The organism is Novosphingobium sp. fls2-241-R2A-195 (genome assembly GCF_030209485.1).
GTDB lineage: Bacteria > Pseudomonadota > Alphaproteobacteria > Sphingomonadales > Sphingomonadaceae > Novosphingobium > Novosphingobium resinovorum.
In genome coordinates, this window is the sequence record NZ_JARVRY010000026.1 from 70,827 (window position 1) to 85,642 (window position 14,816).

A 14,816-nucleotide genomic window follows, 5' to 3' on the forward strand; every position below is an offset into this window, starting at 1 on the left:
CCCAGGGCAGCACTACGCCGCTCTGGGTTGCTTCGCTTCGCTCGCAATGACGAGGTTGGAGTAGGGAAAAGCCCCGACTTTAACCGCCGGGGCTGCAATTTCCTTCAGGTCGGTTCGCCCGTGGGATCGACCGCAGGGTCAAGCGCGGGTGCTGCCGTCGTTTCCGCCAGCGCCAGTTCCCCGGCGTCGAGGCGGTAGAAGCACATCGTGATGAAGGCACCGGCCATCGCCAGCGCCGGGATCACGGACTCGCACATCATGATCGCCCATTCCGCGTCGGCACCCTGCGCGCCCGAGGCACCACTGGCCGAGGACACGTAGCCCATCGCCGACAGGAATGCGCCCAGCGCGGCCAGCGAGGCGGCGGACGACAGCTTGTCCAGCAGGGTGGTGATGCCCGCGAACGCGCCTTCGCGTCGCTCGCCGCTGCGGACGAAATCGTAGCGCACGGCATCGGAGAGCAGGGCATAGGCGCACAGGATCATGCCGCCGCCCGCGAAGCCGCCGACGAGGGCGCGGGCGCCGATGCCGAGGGTGCTCTCGCCCGGCCCGGCAAGCAGCCACGTCAGGTGGTTGGCGCCATAGACGGCAAGGGCGATCATGTAGCACGCCTTGCGGCCGAGATGGCGCGACCCGAACACCCACGCCGGCATCGACAGCACCATGGCGACCGTCGAAAGCATGAAATAGGTGCCCAGCGTGGCATCGCCGACTTTCAGCACGACGCGGGTGAAGTAGGCGAGCGTGGCCGACCCGATCACGGTGCCGAACAGCAGGAAGACATGCGCGATGGCGAGGATCTGGAACGGCTTGTTGGCCCAGACCACCACCAGTTGCCGCCACAGTTCGAAGCGGCCGCGCGGCTTGCGGGCGGCGTCGGCACTCGGCGCCGTGCGGGGGGCGTCGCGTAGCAGGCGCACGGCGGCGGTGGTCGCGACGAAGACGATCGCGCCGACCAGGACCGCGAGGATGAGATGGCTCTGGCGGCCCGGCCCGATCATGCCCAGCAGCCACGTCGGCAGCGTCGATCCGAGCAGTGTGCCGACCGCGTTGCCGTAAGTGCGCCATGCCATGAGCCGGGCGCGCTCGTCGGGGTCGGTGGAGCTTTCGACGACCATGGCGAAGCCGGGGATCGTCATCAGCGTATAGCCGGATGCATGGATGATCAGCGCCAGCGTCACGAACGCCTCGGTCAGCAGCACCGATCCCACGTCGGGCGCGCCGAACAGCATGACGACGCCCAGCGGCATCGCCAGTCCGCCCGCGAAGAGGAATGGCAGGCGGCGGCCCCACTTCGACTGGAAGCGATCGCTCCACGCGCCGACGGTGGGGTCGAGAAAGCCGTCGTAGATCTTCACGAGCGCGAAGATGAGCCCCGCGGTCCCGGCGGAGATCGCCAGACTGTCCGTCATGAACCGCAGGCCGAGGACGGTCACGACGTTCTGTCCCGCCGCATGGGCGAGGGGGATCAGCAGCGACCCTATCCTGATCGACCATGCCCTGGAACTTGCGGCGCCTGCATGGGCCGCCCTACCTGATCCTGTTGCCACGCGGTTCTCCGTACTCGTGCTTGAAAAGCAGAACACGGGGGCTCGGGGCGATGGCCTAATGCCGTTTGGTGATATGGCCGCAGGGTGGATTTGCCGGTCGGAAACAGGACGTACCTCAGTTCCAACCATAGCTCGTCATTGCGAGCGTAGCGAAGCAATCCAGGGCAGTCTTGAGCCGCCCTGGATTGCTTCGCTACGCTCGCAATGACGACTTAAGGTGGCCTGTTTCTCTCCTAATGCTCGCTCAACAGACGGCCCAGTCCGGGCAGCCTGTCGGAAATCCTGCAGGCGCGCAGGGCGTGCCAGTAGGTCGCGGTATTGATGGCGATGACCGGCTTGCCGAGAGTGCCTTCGTACTCGGCGGCGAGATCGACCATGGAGAGGTTGGTGCCCACCTGCACGATGGCATCGACGTCGTCTCCGTCGAGCTGCGCGATGACTTCGCGCAGCGTTTCGGGCGTGACTTTGGCGATGTCGGTCCAGCGGCGGCATTGCAGCGCCCGGTCTCGCCTGACGGCAAAGCCGGATTCTTCAAGGAAACGGCGGACCTCGGCGTTCGCCACCGGGTAGTAGGGCGAGACGAAGCTCACCGCCTTCGCGCCCACGGCGGTCAGGGCGGCGGCGACGGCCTCCGCCCCGGTGGTTGCGCCCACCCCGGCTTCCGCCTCGATCCGGGCCTTGAAGCGGCGAGAGCCGTCCACGCCTCCGTAGAAGGTCACCGCCGACATGCCGAGCACCAGATAGTCCGGGCGGCAGGTCATCACCGAGCGCACGGCGTCCAGCGTGTTCTCGGCAATGGCGGTGGTTCCGGCGATGAAGTCCTCGTTCGAGAGCGCCACCGGGTCCTCGACGTGTATGCGTGAGAGATGGTTGGTGACGCCGGGCGGGCGCATGCGCTCCATGTCGGGTTGCACGACGGTGTTGGTCGAGGGTGCGATCACCCCCAGCAGCCTGCGCCAGCCCAGAACGTCGGTCACGAGCGCTGGCCTCAGCGCCGCATCAGGCGGATGGGGAGGGCGTCGGTGATCCCGGCGTCGAGCCGCGCGAGGGCCTTGGCGTTCGCCTTGCCGTTCGCGAAGGCGTCGAGGAACAAGCTCGCCACCGCATTCGCGTGGCTGAGCCCGTCAAGCTGCATCGGACCGGGCTGGCTGAAATCGCAGATCGCGCCGCCGAAGTAGTGGTTCACGCCCTCCAGCACGAGGCCGTAGCGGTGCCCGCCCGGCTTGGCGGCGTCGAACGCGGCGAGGTGCGCGCGCCATCCTTCCGCATCGCTCGGCGTCATACCGGGGAGCAGGTCGATGGTGCCGGTCTGGATCAGCGCGGGCACGGCGAGGGCGCCGTACCCTTCCGCCGTCATCATCACCGGGATCGTCGGCGGAGGCGAGAACGCCACCACGCTCGTCGCGAGCCGCGGCACGAGCGGGCCTTCCATCCCTTCGGGTATGACGCCCGCCGCGCCGCCGAGGACTGTGGCGATCAGGCCGCCGTAGCTGTGCCCCATGGCGATGAACGGCGTGTCGCCGATATGCGCGATGAGGGTGCGCATGTCCTCGATGCGGCAGCGCCAGCTGGCAAGGCCCTTGTACTCGGCCGTGTGCGGGTGCTGCGCGGAATCGACGTGGAGCGGCGCGAGCACGCGGTAGCCCGAGGCCAGCAGCGGCTGGAGGATGCGGTCGTAGAACCAGGGCGCGGACAGGGCGCCGTGCGAGAACAGGATCGTCCCGCGCTTGCCGCTGGTGCCCGCCCACTCGCTGATCGAGATGGTGCGTCCGCCCGGACCGGCAAGGTCGAAAGTGCGGCGTTCCGGCATCGGTGCCGCGACGACGCTGCGCGATGCGCCGCTCGCACAGGCGGCGGTGGCGCCGAGCAGGGCGCTTGCAAGAAGGGTACGGCGGGAAAGGGAGGTCGACATGCGCATCGTTCCGCTAGGTCAGAGATCGGAATGACCTCGATCATGCGGGCATGCAATGCGCTTGGCGTGCAGGACACAACCGTCCGAGGAAGGCATGTCCGCTCTGTGGAGTTGATCGCTGCAAGATTGCTTCTGCAGGGGGCATGAGTCCGCCGCATCATCCTATGCGTTCTTCGCCGCAAACGCGCCGATTGCGGGGATTCTAACCGTCATGCGGAGATATGCGCCCGGCTGCTGAGGCCATGCATGGAGGCGCACATAGGCTTTGCGCAGATTCCAGGGGAACGCGCATGCCGATAGAAATCAACGGTCTCATCAATCACAACATGGCCTCCGAACTGTCGCCGGTGCCGGTGTCGCACTACGACATCGACGCCATCGTGAAGCTGGCCAAAGTGCAGGAGGCGGCGGGCTACGACCGCGTGCTGATCGCCAATGCCGCGACGATGCCGGACAACTTCACCACCGCCGCCTATGTCGGCGCCGTCACCGAGCGTCTGGGCGTCATGCTCGCCCATCGACCCGGCTTCATCGCGCCGACCATGGCCGCGCGGATGCTGGCGACGCTCGACCGGCTGCTCGGCGGGCGGCTGGGCGTCCACGTCATCACCGGTGCCAGCGATATCGAGATGCAGTGCGACGGCGACTTCCACACCAAGGAGGAACGCTACGACCGCAGCCTCGAATACATCGACATCCTGCGCCGCATCTGGGCGAGCGAGACCCCGGTGGACCACGACGGCAAGTGGTATCGCTTCAACGGCGGCTATGCCGAGATCAAGCCGCTGAACGGCACGATCCCGGTGTTCTTCGGCGGCATGTCGCCGATGGCGATCGCCACCGGCGCGGCCTGCGCCGACGTCTTCGCCACGCTCAGCGATACCGTGGCGGGCATGACCGAGGTGGTGCAGAAAGTCACCGCCGCTGCGCAGCCGCTGGGCCGCAAGCCCGACTTCCTCGTCTCGCTGCGCCTCGTCGTGGGGGAAAGTGAAGACAAGGCGTGGGCGCAGGCGGCGGACCTCAAGAGCCGCATCGCCGCGCTCGAAAGCAAGGCGGAGAAGAACAAGGTCGCCGCCAGCGCCGCCGGATTCGCGCGCACGGCCGAACTCGCAGGCAAGGGCGAGCGGCTGGAGAAGTGCTTCTGGAACGGCATCAACGAGATCCGCGGCGCGCACAGCAACAGCGGCACCCTTGTCGGCGATCCTGACCAGCTCGTCGACGCGATCATGGATTACTGGGACGCGGGCGTGCACAAGTTCATCCTGCGCGGCTACGACCCGATCGGGGACGCGGAGATCATCGGTCGCGACATCATTCCCGCCCTGCGCCGCAAGGTGGCCGAGCGGGAAGCCGCGATGGAGGTGCGGTGATGGCCTTCGAAGTCGTCGGCCTCCACTTCTTCGCGGATTCGTCCGAGGCCCATCCGGTGCGCGGGGTCTACGACCCGCAGTTCCTGCGCGATTATGCCGTGGCGCACGAGGAGGCGGGTTTCGACCGTGTCCTCGTCGGGCAGACGGCGACCTGGCCCGATCCGCTTTCGACCGCCGCGCATATCGCGGCGGTGACGAAGACGCTGAAGTTCATGGTCGCGCACCGCCCCGGCTTCATCGCACCGACCATGGCCGCGCGCATGTTCGCGACGCTCGACCGGGCGAGTGGCGGGCGTGCGGGCGTCCACATCATCACCGGCGCCAGCGACGTCGAGACTCAGGCGGACGGCGACTACCTGACCAAAGAGCAACGCTACCACCGCAGCCGCGAATACGTGGAGATCCTGCGCCGCATGTGGTCGAGCGAGGTTCCCTTCGACCACGCGGGCGAATGGTATCGCTTCAACGGCGCCTTCGCGCTGGTGAAGCCGGTACAGGAGCAAATCCCGGTTTTCTGGGCGGGCAACTCCGACGCGGCGGTGCAGATGGGCGCGCAAGTCTGCGACGTCTATGCGATCGGCCCCGCGACGCTTGCCGATACCCGGGCGACGATCGCACGCTTCAAGCAGGAAGCGGCGCTGCACGGACGCAATCCAGACGTGTCGATGTCGATGCGGGTCATCGTCGCCGATACCGAGGACGCGGCATGGGAGAAGGCGGAGCGCTTGCTCGGCACGGTCATGGATCATCTGGCGAGCGGCAGGCAGATCGGCCGCGACAAGGGCGACAACGATCCCGGCACCCTGGCGTTGAAGCGGCAGGCGGCGATGGGTGATCGGCTGGACGAACGCCTGTGGACCGGCATGACCCGCGCCACCGAGGGACGGCTCCATGCAACCGCGCTGGTCGGCACGCCGGACCAGGTCGCGGCGGCGCTGGAGCAGTATCACGCCATCGGCGTCAACCGGTTCCTGCTGAATGGCTTCTACACGATCGAGGACGTGCGCCTGTTCGGCGAGGGGCTGGTCCCGGTCCTGCGCAAGCGCATCGGCGCAGCGGGTTGAGGTGTGGGTCGGCGCTGCGCTGCCGGCCCATGCCCATCACTATTCGTCAAGATAAAGTTTTATTTATACCTGATAAGATTTGAATAATACTCGCAGGGCGGACATTAAATCACAAATTGTTGTCGAGAAATCGACATGACTTAGCTTGGAGTTCTCTCAAGCGCATATCGATAAAATCAAACACATCAAGGGGAAGTTGGTAATGATGAGGACTGTTTCATCTTCTGTTGGTATTGCAGTAATCGCCATGATGTTCTGCAGTACGTCGGCACTGGCGCAAGTCGCCGCCGATGAAGACGTCTCTTCCAATGCGATCATCGTGACGGCCAAGAGCCGCAAGGAAACGCTGCAGGAAGTTCCGCTCGCCATTACCGCCCTCACCAGCGACGATCTTGCCAGCGCGCAGATCCGCGACGTGCGCGATCTTCAGAAGGTGACGCCGAACCTCAGTCTTTTCGCGGGCTCGGGTCGCAACGATCCTTCCGCCTATTCGCTGCGCGGTCTTGCGCCCAATACTTCGGACGAACGCTATCAGGGCATCTCGGTGTTCATCGACGGCGTCGCGCTGTCGGGCCAGCTCGCCTCGCTCGATCTTGAGAACCTGCAGCGCGTCGAAGTCATCAAGGGGCCGCAGAGCGCCAACTTCGGCCGCGCCACGTACAGCGGCGCGATCAACTACGTCACCGTCGATCCTTCGGGCGACGAGGTCACCGGCTTCGTCAAGGCGCGCGGCAGCCTGATGAATTCCGCGCCGGATGCCAGCTACTACTTCGGCGGCACGGTCACCGCGCCGCTGGTGAAGGACGCACTCTGGGCCTCGGTCGCGGGTTCGGTCTTCCAGAACGGCGCCATCGCCAAGTCGCGCGACGGCGGCGCGCCGATCGGACGCGAGCGCACGCAGGCGGTGTCCGGCACGCTCTACTTCAAGCCCGACGACATGTTCTCGATCAAGCTGCGCGGCATGTACCAGCATGACCGGGACTCGGTGGCCGCACAAGTCGTCGAGCAGCCGCGCGAATGGGTGCAGTCGGGCATCGCCACCGCGCCCTTCGCACGCGGCAACGGGTCGATCTTCCCCAAGTACCTGCCCGATCCCGACATCGACAACATCGGCACCAGCGGCGCGGACGGCTATGCGCGCGACCGCTACTTCGCCAGCGCCGTCGTCACCAAGATGTTCGGCGACTACGAACTGAGCTATCGCGGCGGCTACGTGAATGAATCGCGCACCGCCGACGCGCCGAATGCCCCGCGCGCCAGCGGCGTGGGCCAGGACAAGGTCTTCGGCGAGGCGCTTGCCAACAACGAAGTGACCCTGCGCGCCGCCTCGCTCGGCACCTTCCCGTCCTACGAGAAGTTCACCAATACCAGCCACCAGCTGATGCTGCTTTCGCCCGGCGACAAGCCGCTGCGCTGGCGCGTGGGCGCCTACTATTTCTGGGAACGCGACGACACCGGCTTCACGTCCTTCGCCACCACGGCCAACCCGGCGGGCCGCACCCGCGACGACCGGCTGGAGAACCGCGCGATCTTCGGCGGTCTCGACTGGGACTTTACCCAGCAGCTGACGCTCAGCCTCGAAGGCCGCTATGCGCGTGAGCGGATCTTCGCGCCGAGCTGCCCGACTTGCGCCTTCTATCCGACCACGAGCGACTATTCGCAGGTGTCGAAGGACTTCTCGCCCCGCGTGACCGTCAGCTACAAGGCGACGCCGCAGAACATGCTCTATGCGCTGTTCTCCAAGGGCGTGAAGAGCGCGCGCGCCGGTTACGTGACGGTGGGCGGTGTCACCCAGCCGGTCTATGCCGATCCGGAAAAGCTCTACAACTACGAGATCGGCAGCAAGAACAGCTTCTTCGGCGGTGCGCTGACGCTGAACCTTGCCGCCTTCTATGACGAGGTGAAGGACCAGCAGCTGGTCAGCACGCTGGAGCGCACCGTATCCGGCCAGACCGTAACCGTTTCGGCGGTAGGCAACGTCGGTTCCTCGCGCATCGTCGGCTTCGAGGCGGAGAGCAACTGGCGCGTGACCCCGCAGCTGACGCTGCGCGGCTCGGTCGGCTATGCCAAGCAGGAGTTCACCAATCCGAACCCGATCCTGATCAGCTCCGGCTCGACGGCGGGTTTCCCGGTGACGACGAACGGTTCGGTGGTGCTCGACGGGCTGACCCAGGCCAATGTGCCTTACTGGAACGGCTTCGTCGGCGGCGAGTACCAGCTTCCCGAAGTCGGCGGCTTCCTGCCCTCGCTGCGTGTCGACGGCAGCTATCGCGGCAGCTACTTCGCCACGTTGTCGAACACCGTGAAGGTGCGTTCGGCCTGGACGGTCGATGCGCGGCTCAACCTGACCAGCGACATGATCGACCTTGCGCTGTTCGGCCGCAACATCCTCAACAACCAGCGCGCGACCGGTTCGGGCCTGGCGGGGGCGACCGCGAGTTGCATGTTCATCGAGCGCGACACCGCGACGTATGGCACGAACCAGCAGTGCCTCTACGCCTCGGCGCCGCGTCCGCCGGAGTTCGGCATGGAAGCGACGCTGCGCTTCTGATCTGATCCTGGAGGGGAGGGAAAGGCCGGGCGAGCAATCGCCCGGCCTTTTTCGTGCCGAATCCCAGGGTGGGAGCACAAAGTCCGCAGCAGTGCCACGCCGTCACCCTGAACTTGTTTCAGGGTCCATCGGGCAGTTGGTGCCGGAGTGCAGAACAGCAAATGGCACCGGCGGTTTATTGGTCCCGACGCAGCGTTTGCGGCGCAATCGACCCTGAAACAAGTTCAGGGTGACGAGGTGTTGGGGCGCGAGGTAGCCGCAAAAAATCCTCCCTGTCGCGAAGCGATGGAGAGGTGGCAGCCCGTTAGGGCTGACGGAGGGGGCTTGCTTATCCCCCTCCACCACCGCCTGCGGCGGCGGTCCCCCTCCCCGAGACAAGCTCGGGGAGGATTTTGCTTACGCCTTCCAGCTACCCAGAATCTCACCACCCGTCGCGAACCACACGTCGGCACGCGCCGCCAGCGTTTCCAGCAGTGTCTCCAGCGAACCGATGCGATAGGGCAGGGCCATGATGTAGGGCGTCAGCTGCAGCGGCAGCATGCGCCCGCCGCCTTCGCGCGCCGCTTCCGCCGTCAGCCAGTCGGCGGCATCGAGCATCTGCTCTACGTAGCTGTCGGCCGAGTGCTGCTGCACCGTGATGATCTGGCGATCCGACAACTCGTGATTGAGCGGAATGTTGACCAGTTCGCCTGCCTCGGTCGTCATGACGTAGGGCAGTTCGTCGTTCACCCAGTCGCAGCAGTAGGCGACGCCCGCCTCGGCGAGCAGGCGCGGAGTGGCGAAGCTTTGCGAACGGGCAATCGAGTGCCAGCCGCGCGGGCGGGTGCCGGTCGCCTTCTCCAGCGCATCGAGCGACTTCGCGATCAGCGCGCGCTCCTCGTCCTCAGGCAGGCCCGAGGCGATGGTGCCGTTCATGTCGGTCGAGTGCGCGATGATCTCGTGTCCGGCCGTGACCACGTCCGCCACCAGCGAGGGGTAGCGCTCGGCAATCGCGGCGTTGGTGGCGAAGGACGCCTTCACGCCCGCCTTGGCGAAGGCATCGAGCAGGCGGTAGACGCCGACGCGCGAACCGTACTCGCGCGAGGTGTAGTGGCGATAATCCGGGTAGGCCGTCTGCATGTGCCCGGGCGCGCGGAACGGCTTGTCATTCGGCGTGATCGGGAACCACTCGAGGCTGACGACCGGCCACACCGCCAGCGTCTTGCCCTCGGGCCATGCCACGGGCGGACGCTCGCGCATCGGCGACCAGGTGTAGAGATCGTGGTCGTAGCCTTCGCGGCGGCGCGGATATTCGAGGTAGGCGGGGTCGAGGCTCATGCGGCGTCTCCCACATTGGAAATCCAGTGATCTGCAATGTCGCCCGAGCGGGTGATCCACGCGCGGTCGTCTGCGGCGATGTGGCGCAGCACTTCCTCGAAGGGGCCGATGCGGTGCGGCTGGCCGATCAGGTACGAGTGCAGCGGAATGCACATGACCGTGCCCGAAGGCTCGGCGGCAAGGCGCTCGTACTGGCGGATCAGCGTGTCGGCGTATTCGCGCGGGCTCATGTTGTAGACGAAGAAGCCGTAGTGATCGTTGACCTCGAGGCTGTAGGGCATCGAGATCAGCTGACCGCTCGCGGTGTTCACCGGCATCGGCTGGTCGTCGTGGTAGAGATCGCAGGTATAAGTCAGGCCATACTCGGCGATCAGGTCCAGCGTGCGCGGCGTGTGGGTGAGGGCGGGGGCGAGCCAGCCCTTGATCGTCTGCCCCGTGGCGTCGCGCACGGTGCGGATCGAGTCCTCGATGATCGCGCGCTCCTGCGCCTCGTCCATGCCGTAGGAATAGCGGGTGTTGTAGATACCGTGGCTGAAGAACTCCCAGCCGCGCTGGTTGGCGTCCTCGACCACGCGCGGGTGGTGCTGGCACAGCGCTACCGACAGCGAGACCGAGCCCGGGAAGCCGTGCTTGGTCATCACGTCGGCCATGCGCCAGTGGCTGACGCGGTTGGCGTGGTCGCGGTGGGAATAGCCGACGACGTCCGGATGCGGCTTGGCCCACGACTTGCGGTGCGGGTTGGCCGGCGGATCAAGTTCATAGAACTCGAGGTTGGGAGAGACCCAGACCGCCACCTTCTTGCGGCCCGGCCAGGCGAAGGGCTTGCGCCCGCGATAGGGGACGTAGTCGTAGAGGCCCGGATCGCCCGTACGTTCGGCTTCGCCCTCGCGCATCAGCGGGCCTCCAGCCAGTCGATGACGGTCTGCACTGGCTCGACATCGGCGTACTTGAGCTGCAGGTCGGTCAGGTTGGCGAAGTGGTAGCTCTCGTGCTTGTCCGCGCAAGTCTCGATCGGGACGATGGTGCGGTAGCCGCGGCTGAGCGAATCCACCGCCGTCGCGCGGATGCAGCCCGAGGTGGAGCCGCCGGTGATCACCACGGTATCGACCTTGTGCCAGATCAGCAGGCTCTGCAGCGGCGTCTCGAAAAAGGCCGAAGGCATGCGCTTCGTATAGATCATGTCTGCCGGGTCGATGGCGCAGCGGTCGTCGAAGGCGTGGCGGCGGCTCTCGTACTTGATGTTCTGGAGCGAGTCCGGCGTGTTGGTGCGGGTGCCCCAGACGCCGGCGTCGCTGGCATCCTCGGCATAGGCCACGTGGGTCCAGATCACCGGCATGCCCTTGGAGCGGGCGAGGGCGGAGATCGTGTTGGTGTACTCGATCTGGCGCGGGTCGGTTTCGTAGGCGGTCTTGAACTCGTCGATCCGGGTATAGGCGTTCTGGAAGTCGACGTTGACGATCGCCAGCTTCTCGCCGAAGCCGAACTTGGTGCGGGCGGGGTTGGCCATCACCTGCTCGAAGAGTTCGCGCGCGGTCTTGTCCTCGCGGATCATGCGCGTGCCGACGATCTCACTCATTCTCGTGCTCCATTACCTGGTTACATGGCCCCACGGGGGGAGAGGTGCGCCCGATCGGGTCGCTGCCATAGGAGGGCCGGGCCGATTGTTCGCGACGCGAACACTGCCGCGCTCTCGCCCCCAGCGGGCCTTGCGATTGCTGATTTGTACTGTAGATATACCAAAATGACAGTCAAGACGGAACGCGACATGATTCAGGAAGGCGGCCTTCCTCTCTCGGGTATCAAGGTGGTTGAGTTCTCCCACATGGTGATGGGACCCTCCACAGGTGTCGTTATGGCCGACCTGGGTGCCGTTGTGGTCAAGGTCGAGCCCATCGGCGGCGACCGTACCCGCAAGCTGCTCGGCTCGGGCGCGGGCTACTTCCCGATGTACAACCGGAACAAGCAGAGCATCGCCATCGACCTCAAGTCGCCCGAGGGCGTCGCGGCGGCAAAGCGGCTGGTCGACCAGGCCGACGTGCTGATCGAGAACTTCCGCCCCGGCGCGCTTGCCAAGCTGGGCCTCGGTCCGGACGACTTTGCGCAAAGCAATCCCGGCCTCATCTACTACTCCGCCAAGGGCTTCCTGACCGGCCCTTACGAGAACCGCGCCGCGCTGGACGAAGTGGCGCAGATGATGGGCGGCCTCGCCTACATGACCGGCCCCAGCGGCCGTCCCTTGCGCGCGGGCGCCTCGGTGATCGACGTGACCGGCGGCATGTTCGGCGTGATCGGCATCCTCGCCGCGCTGGAGCAGCGCCACCGTACCGGCAAGGGGGCGGTCGTGCGTTCCTCACTTTACGAGACCACCGCGTTCCTCGTCGGCCAGCACATCGCGCAGCTTGCCGTCACCGGCAACGCCGCGCGCCCGATGCCGGAGCGTATCTCGGCCTGGGCGATCTACGACGTGTTCGAGACGGCGCGGCCCGAGGAGCAGGTCTTCATCGGCGTCGTCAGCGACGGCCAGTGGCAGGCTTTCACGAAGACGTTCGGGCTCGACGATCTCGCCGCAGACCCGGCGCTGGCGGAGAACAATGCCCGTGTGCTCGCCCGCGAAGCCCTGCTGCCGCGAGTGCGCGAACTGGCGAAGGGCTTCACGCGTGAGGACCTGCTGGCGAAGCTGGAGGAAAGCGGCGTCGCCTTCGCGCCGATCGCCCGCCCGCAGGATCTGCTGGAAGACGCGCACCTCAACGCCAACGGCGCGCTGGTGGACCTGACGCTGACCGATGGCCGCTCGGTGCGCCTGCCCGCGCTGCCGGTCGAGATCGACGGTGTGCTCCCCGGCGTGCGCCATGACCTGCGCTCGCCCGGTGAAGACAGTGAGGACGTGCTCGGCGGCTGGGGCTTCGGCGCGGACGAGATCGAAGCGCTGCTCGCCTCGGGTGCGATCGAGGGGCTTCGCGAACCGGCGGATAGCGCGGCGAAATGACTGAAGGGCCGCTCACGCTCGCCGAGAAGATCTGGAGCGCGCACCGCGTCATGACGCTGGAAAGCGGCGCGGAAGTGATCGCCATCGACCGCCTGCTGCTGCACGAGCGGACCGGCGGCGTCGCGCTGAAATCGCTGGAGGAAGCGGGCCGCACGGTCATGCATCCCTCGCGCGTGTTCGCGACGATGGACCACATCGTCGATACGTTCCCCGGTCGCACCGACAAGACGCTGATGCCGACCGGCACCGCGTTCATCGTCTCCACGCGCGAGAGCGCGAAGCGCCACGGCATCACCCTGTTCGACATCGACGACCCGCGGCAGGGCATCGTCCATGTCGTCTCGCCCGAGCAAGGGATCATCCTGCCCGGCGCGATCCTTGTCTGCCCGGACAGCCATACCTGCACGCAAGGGGCCTTCGGGGGCCTCGCATGGGGCATCGGTTCGTCGGAGGCGGAGCATGTGCTGGCGACGATGACGCTGCGCATGAACCGCCCGCCGGACATGCGCGTGACCATCGACGGTGTGCTGGGGGAGGGCGTCACCGCCAAGGATCTCGCGCTGCACCTGATTGCCGCGCTCGGCTCGAACGGGGCGAAGGGGCATATCATCGAGTTCGCAGGGAGCGCGGTGCGTGCGCTGGACATGGAAGCGCGCATGACGCTGTGCAACATGGCGACCGAGATGGCTTGCGCGGGCGCGGTGATCGCGCCGGATGACAAGACGTTCGACTGGCTCGAAGGCCGGCCTTATGCGCCCAGGGATGAGGTTCGCGAGCAGGCGATCGCCGCATGGCGCGCGCTTTACAGCGACGACGGTGCGGTCTTCGCGACCGAGCATCGCTTCGATGCCGCCGAAGTCCGCCCGATGGTGACATGGGGGAACAGCCCGCAGCACGCCGCGCCGCTGGGCGCGCCGGTTCCGGCCGATGCCTTGAGCAAGGCAGACCAGCAGCGCGCGGTCGAGTACATGGCGGTGACGCCGGGCCAACCCGTCGCGGGCCTGCCGATCGACGCGGCGTTCATCGGATCGTGTACCAACAGCCGCATTTCCGACCTGCGCCGCGCCGCCGCGATCCTCAAGGGACGTAAGGTCGCCGAGGGCGTCAAGGCGATCTGCGTGCCGGGCTCCACCCAGGTCAAGGCTGCCGCCGAGGCCGAGGGACTGCACGAAGTCTTCCTCGAAGCCGGGTTCGAATGGCGCGAGGCGGGCTGCTCTATGTGCTTCTTCGCGGGCGGCGAGAGCTTTGCCCCGGAAGCGCGCGTGATCAGTTCCACCAACCGCAATTTCGAGAGCCGACAGGGGCCGAACACGCGCACCCATCTGGCCTCGCCCGAGACGGTGGCGGCCTCGGCCATCGCCGGGCGCATCGCTCTGATTTCGGAGATCGCGGCATGACCCCGCTCGTCACGCTTGAATCCAGGGCGGTGCCGCTGCTGCGCGACAACATCGACACCGACGCGATCATCCCCTCGCGCGAGATGCGCTCGGTGTCGAAGGACGGCCTTGCCGACGGGCTCTTTGCGGGCTGGCGTTACACCGCCATCGGCGGGCGGGAGATCGATCCGGCTTTCGTGCTCAACCAGCCGGAGGGCAAGGGCGCGCAAATCCTGCTCGGCGGCTCCAACTTCGGCTGCGGCTCCAGCCGCGAGCATGCGGTATGGGCGCTGGCCGAGTACGGCTTCCGCGTCGTCATCGCGCCGTCGTTCAGTCCGATCTTCCAAGGCAACTGCATCCGCAACGGCATCGCCCCCATCGTCCTCCCGCGCGAGGCGGTGGAGCAGATCGCGGCAGGCTTCGCGGACGGCACGCCGGTCACGATCGACATGCCGTCATGCGAAGTTCGCATGGGCCTTGCGGTGTTCCCGTTCTCCATGGAGGACGAGGCGCGCACGATGCTGATCGAGGGCGCTGACGCAATCGAACTCACCCTGCGCCACCGCGCCGAGATCGAGGGCTTCTTCGCCCGCGACGCCGCCGTGCGCCCGTGGATATATCTGGCCGACTGACGGTCAGCCACGATTTCCGCTTGCTAATTGATATAATACTATATCAATATCAGCAAAA

The 14,816-nt window shown here is 66.3% G+C and carries 12 protein-coding genes; 6 read left to right on the forward strand and 6 right to left on the reverse strand.

Annotation, left to right across the window (positions count from 1 at the left end):
- Window positions 1-104 precede the first annotated feature (104 nt).
- From QRN25_RS19550 to QRN25_RS19560, 3 genes are all read right to left on the reverse strand, one after another.
- Window positions 105-1,550 carry an MFS transporter gene (locus QRN25_RS19550; RefSeq protein WP_285020914.1) on the reverse strand — a complete coding sequence of 482 codons (1,446 nt, stop codon included), beginning with the start codon at window positions 1,548-1,550 and terminating at the stop codon, window positions 105-107.
- 233 nt (window positions 1,551-1,783) lie between these two features.
- Complete coding sequence (locus QRN25_RS19555) at window positions 1,784-2,527, reverse strand: maleate cis-trans isomerase family protein (protein ID WP_285020915.1); 744 nt, start codon at window positions 2,525-2,527, stop codon at window positions 1,784-1,786.
- A gap of 11 nt (window positions 2,528-2,538) precedes the next feature.
- Entirely contained in the window at window positions 2,539-3,462 is a 924-nt protein-coding gene (locus QRN25_RS19560; RefSeq protein ID WP_285020916.1) for an alpha/beta fold hydrolase, read from the reverse strand.
- Between the two features lie 290 nt (window positions 3,463-3,752).
- Between QRN25_RS19560 and QRN25_RS19565 the strand changes: the two genes are divergently transcribed.
- The 3 genes from QRN25_RS19565 (at window position 3,753) to QRN25_RS19575 (ending at window position 8,447) form a co-directional block, all read left to right on the forward strand.
- Window positions 3,753-4,832, forward strand: a complete 1,080-nt coding sequence (locus tag QRN25_RS19565; protein WP_008832654.1) for an LLM class flavin-dependent oxidoreductase — start codon at window positions 3,753-3,755, stop codon at window positions 4,830-4,832.
- On the forward strand, window positions 4,832-5,896 hold the full coding sequence (locus tag QRN25_RS19570) for an LLM class flavin-dependent oxidoreductase (protein ID WP_271184106.1): 1,065 nt from the start codon (window positions 4,832-4,834) through the stop codon (window positions 5,894-5,896). Before QRN25_RS19565 ends, QRN25_RS19570 begins: the two co-directional genes overlap by 1 nt.
- A 247-nt stretch (window positions 5,897-6,143) precedes the next feature.
- Complete coding sequence (locus tag QRN25_RS19575) at window positions 6,144-8,447, forward strand: TonB-dependent receptor (protein ID WP_285020917.1); 2,304 nt, start codon at window positions 6,144-6,146, stop codon at window positions 8,445-8,447.
- 396 nt (window positions 8,448-8,843) lie between these two features.
- On the opposite strand, the gene QRN25_RS19580 is transcribed toward QRN25_RS19575, so the two are convergent.
- Genes QRN25_RS19580 through QRN25_RS19590 form a run of 3 tightly spaced genes read right to left on the reverse strand, consistent with a single transcriptional unit; the run spans window position 8,844 to window position 11,340 of the window.
- On the reverse strand, window positions 8,844-9,764 hold the full coding sequence (locus tag QRN25_RS19580; RefSeq protein WP_285020918.1) for a polysaccharide deacetylase family protein: 921 nt from the start codon (window positions 9,762-9,764) through the stop codon (window positions 8,844-8,846).
- Window positions 9,761-10,657 (reverse strand): polysaccharide deacetylase family protein, encoded by an 897-nt coding sequence (locus QRN25_RS19585; protein WP_285020919.1) that lies wholly within the window; start codon window positions 10,655-10,657, stop codon window positions 9,761-9,763. The genes QRN25_RS19580 and QRN25_RS19585 overlap by 4 nt, the downstream gene beginning before the upstream one ends.
- Window positions 10,657-11,340 (reverse strand): isochorismatase family protein, encoded by a 684-nt coding sequence (locus QRN25_RS19590; RefSeq protein WP_285020921.1) that lies wholly within the window; start codon window positions 11,338-11,340, stop codon window positions 10,657-10,659. Before QRN25_RS19590 ends, QRN25_RS19585 begins: the two co-directional genes overlap by 1 nt.
- A gap of 165 nt (window positions 11,341-11,505) precedes the next feature.
- On the opposite strand from QRN25_RS19590, the gene QRN25_RS19595 reads away from it, so the two are divergent.
- From QRN25_RS19595 to leuD, 3 genes are read left to right on the forward strand one after another with little or no spacing between them, the layout of a single operon-like run.
- The gene (locus QRN25_RS19595) at window positions 11,506-12,750 is read left to right on the forward strand and encodes a CaiB/BaiF CoA transferase family protein (protein ID WP_285020923.1); all 1,245 of its coding nucleotides are present in this window, start codon (window positions 11,506-11,508) and stop codon (window positions 12,748-12,750) included.
- Entirely contained in the window at window positions 12,747-14,147 is a 1,401-nt protein-coding gene (locus QRN25_RS19600; protein ID WP_285020925.1) for a 3-isopropylmalate dehydratase large subunit, read from the forward strand. The genes QRN25_RS19595 and QRN25_RS19600 overlap by 4 nt, the downstream gene beginning before the upstream one ends.
- On the forward strand, window positions 14,144-14,758 hold the full coding sequence (gene leuD, locus QRN25_RS19605) for a 3-isopropylmalate dehydratase small subunit (protein ID WP_285020927.1): 615 nt from the start codon (window positions 14,144-14,146) through the stop codon (window positions 14,756-14,758). Before QRN25_RS19600 ends, leuD begins: the two co-directional genes overlap by 4 nt.
- Window positions 14,759-14,816: the final 58 nt, after the last annotated feature.

What these genes read in the sequence shown, in the direction of transcription:
- QRN25_RS19560 (WP_285020916.1), bottom strand. Translation starts at nt 3,462, where the DNA reads ATGTCGACCTCCCTTTCCCGCCGTACCCTTCTTGCAAGCGCCCTGCTC.
- QRN25_RS19565 (WP_008832654.1), top strand. Translation starts at nt 3,753, where the DNA reads ATGCCGATAGAAATCAACGGTCTCATCAATCACAACATGGCCTCCGAA.
- QRN25_RS19570 (WP_271184106.1), top strand. Translation starts at nt 4,832, where the DNA reads ATGGCCTTCGAAGTCGTCGGCCTCCACTTCTTCGCGGATTCGTCCGAG.
- QRN25_RS19575 (WP_285020917.1), top strand. Translation starts at nt 6,144, where the DNA reads ATGATGTTCTGCAGTACGTCGGCACTGGCGCAAGTCGCCGCCGATGAA.
- QRN25_RS19580 (WP_285020918.1), bottom strand. Translation starts at nt 9,764, where the DNA reads ATGAGCCTCGACCCCGCCTACCTCGAATATCCGCGCCGCCGCGAAGGC.
- QRN25_RS19585 (WP_285020919.1), bottom strand. Translation starts at nt 10,657, where the DNA reads ATGCGCGAGGGCGAAGCCGAACGTACGGGCGATCCGGGCCTCTACGAC.
- QRN25_RS19590 (WP_285020921.1), bottom strand. Translation starts at nt 11,340, where the DNA reads ATGAGTGAGATCGTCGGCACGCGCATGATCCGCGAGGACAAGACCGCG.
- QRN25_RS19595 (WP_285020923.1), top strand. Translation starts at nt 11,506, where the DNA reads ATGACAGTCAAGACGGAACGCGACATGATTCAGGAAGGCGGCCTTCCT.
- QRN25_RS19600 (WP_285020925.1), top strand. Translation starts at nt 12,747, where the DNA reads ATGACTGAAGGGCCGCTCACGCTCGCCGAGAAGATCTGGAGCGCGCAC.
- leuD (WP_285020927.1), top strand. Translation starts at nt 14,144, where the DNA reads ATGACCCCGCTCGTCACGCTTGAATCCAGGGCGGTGCCGCTGCTGCGC.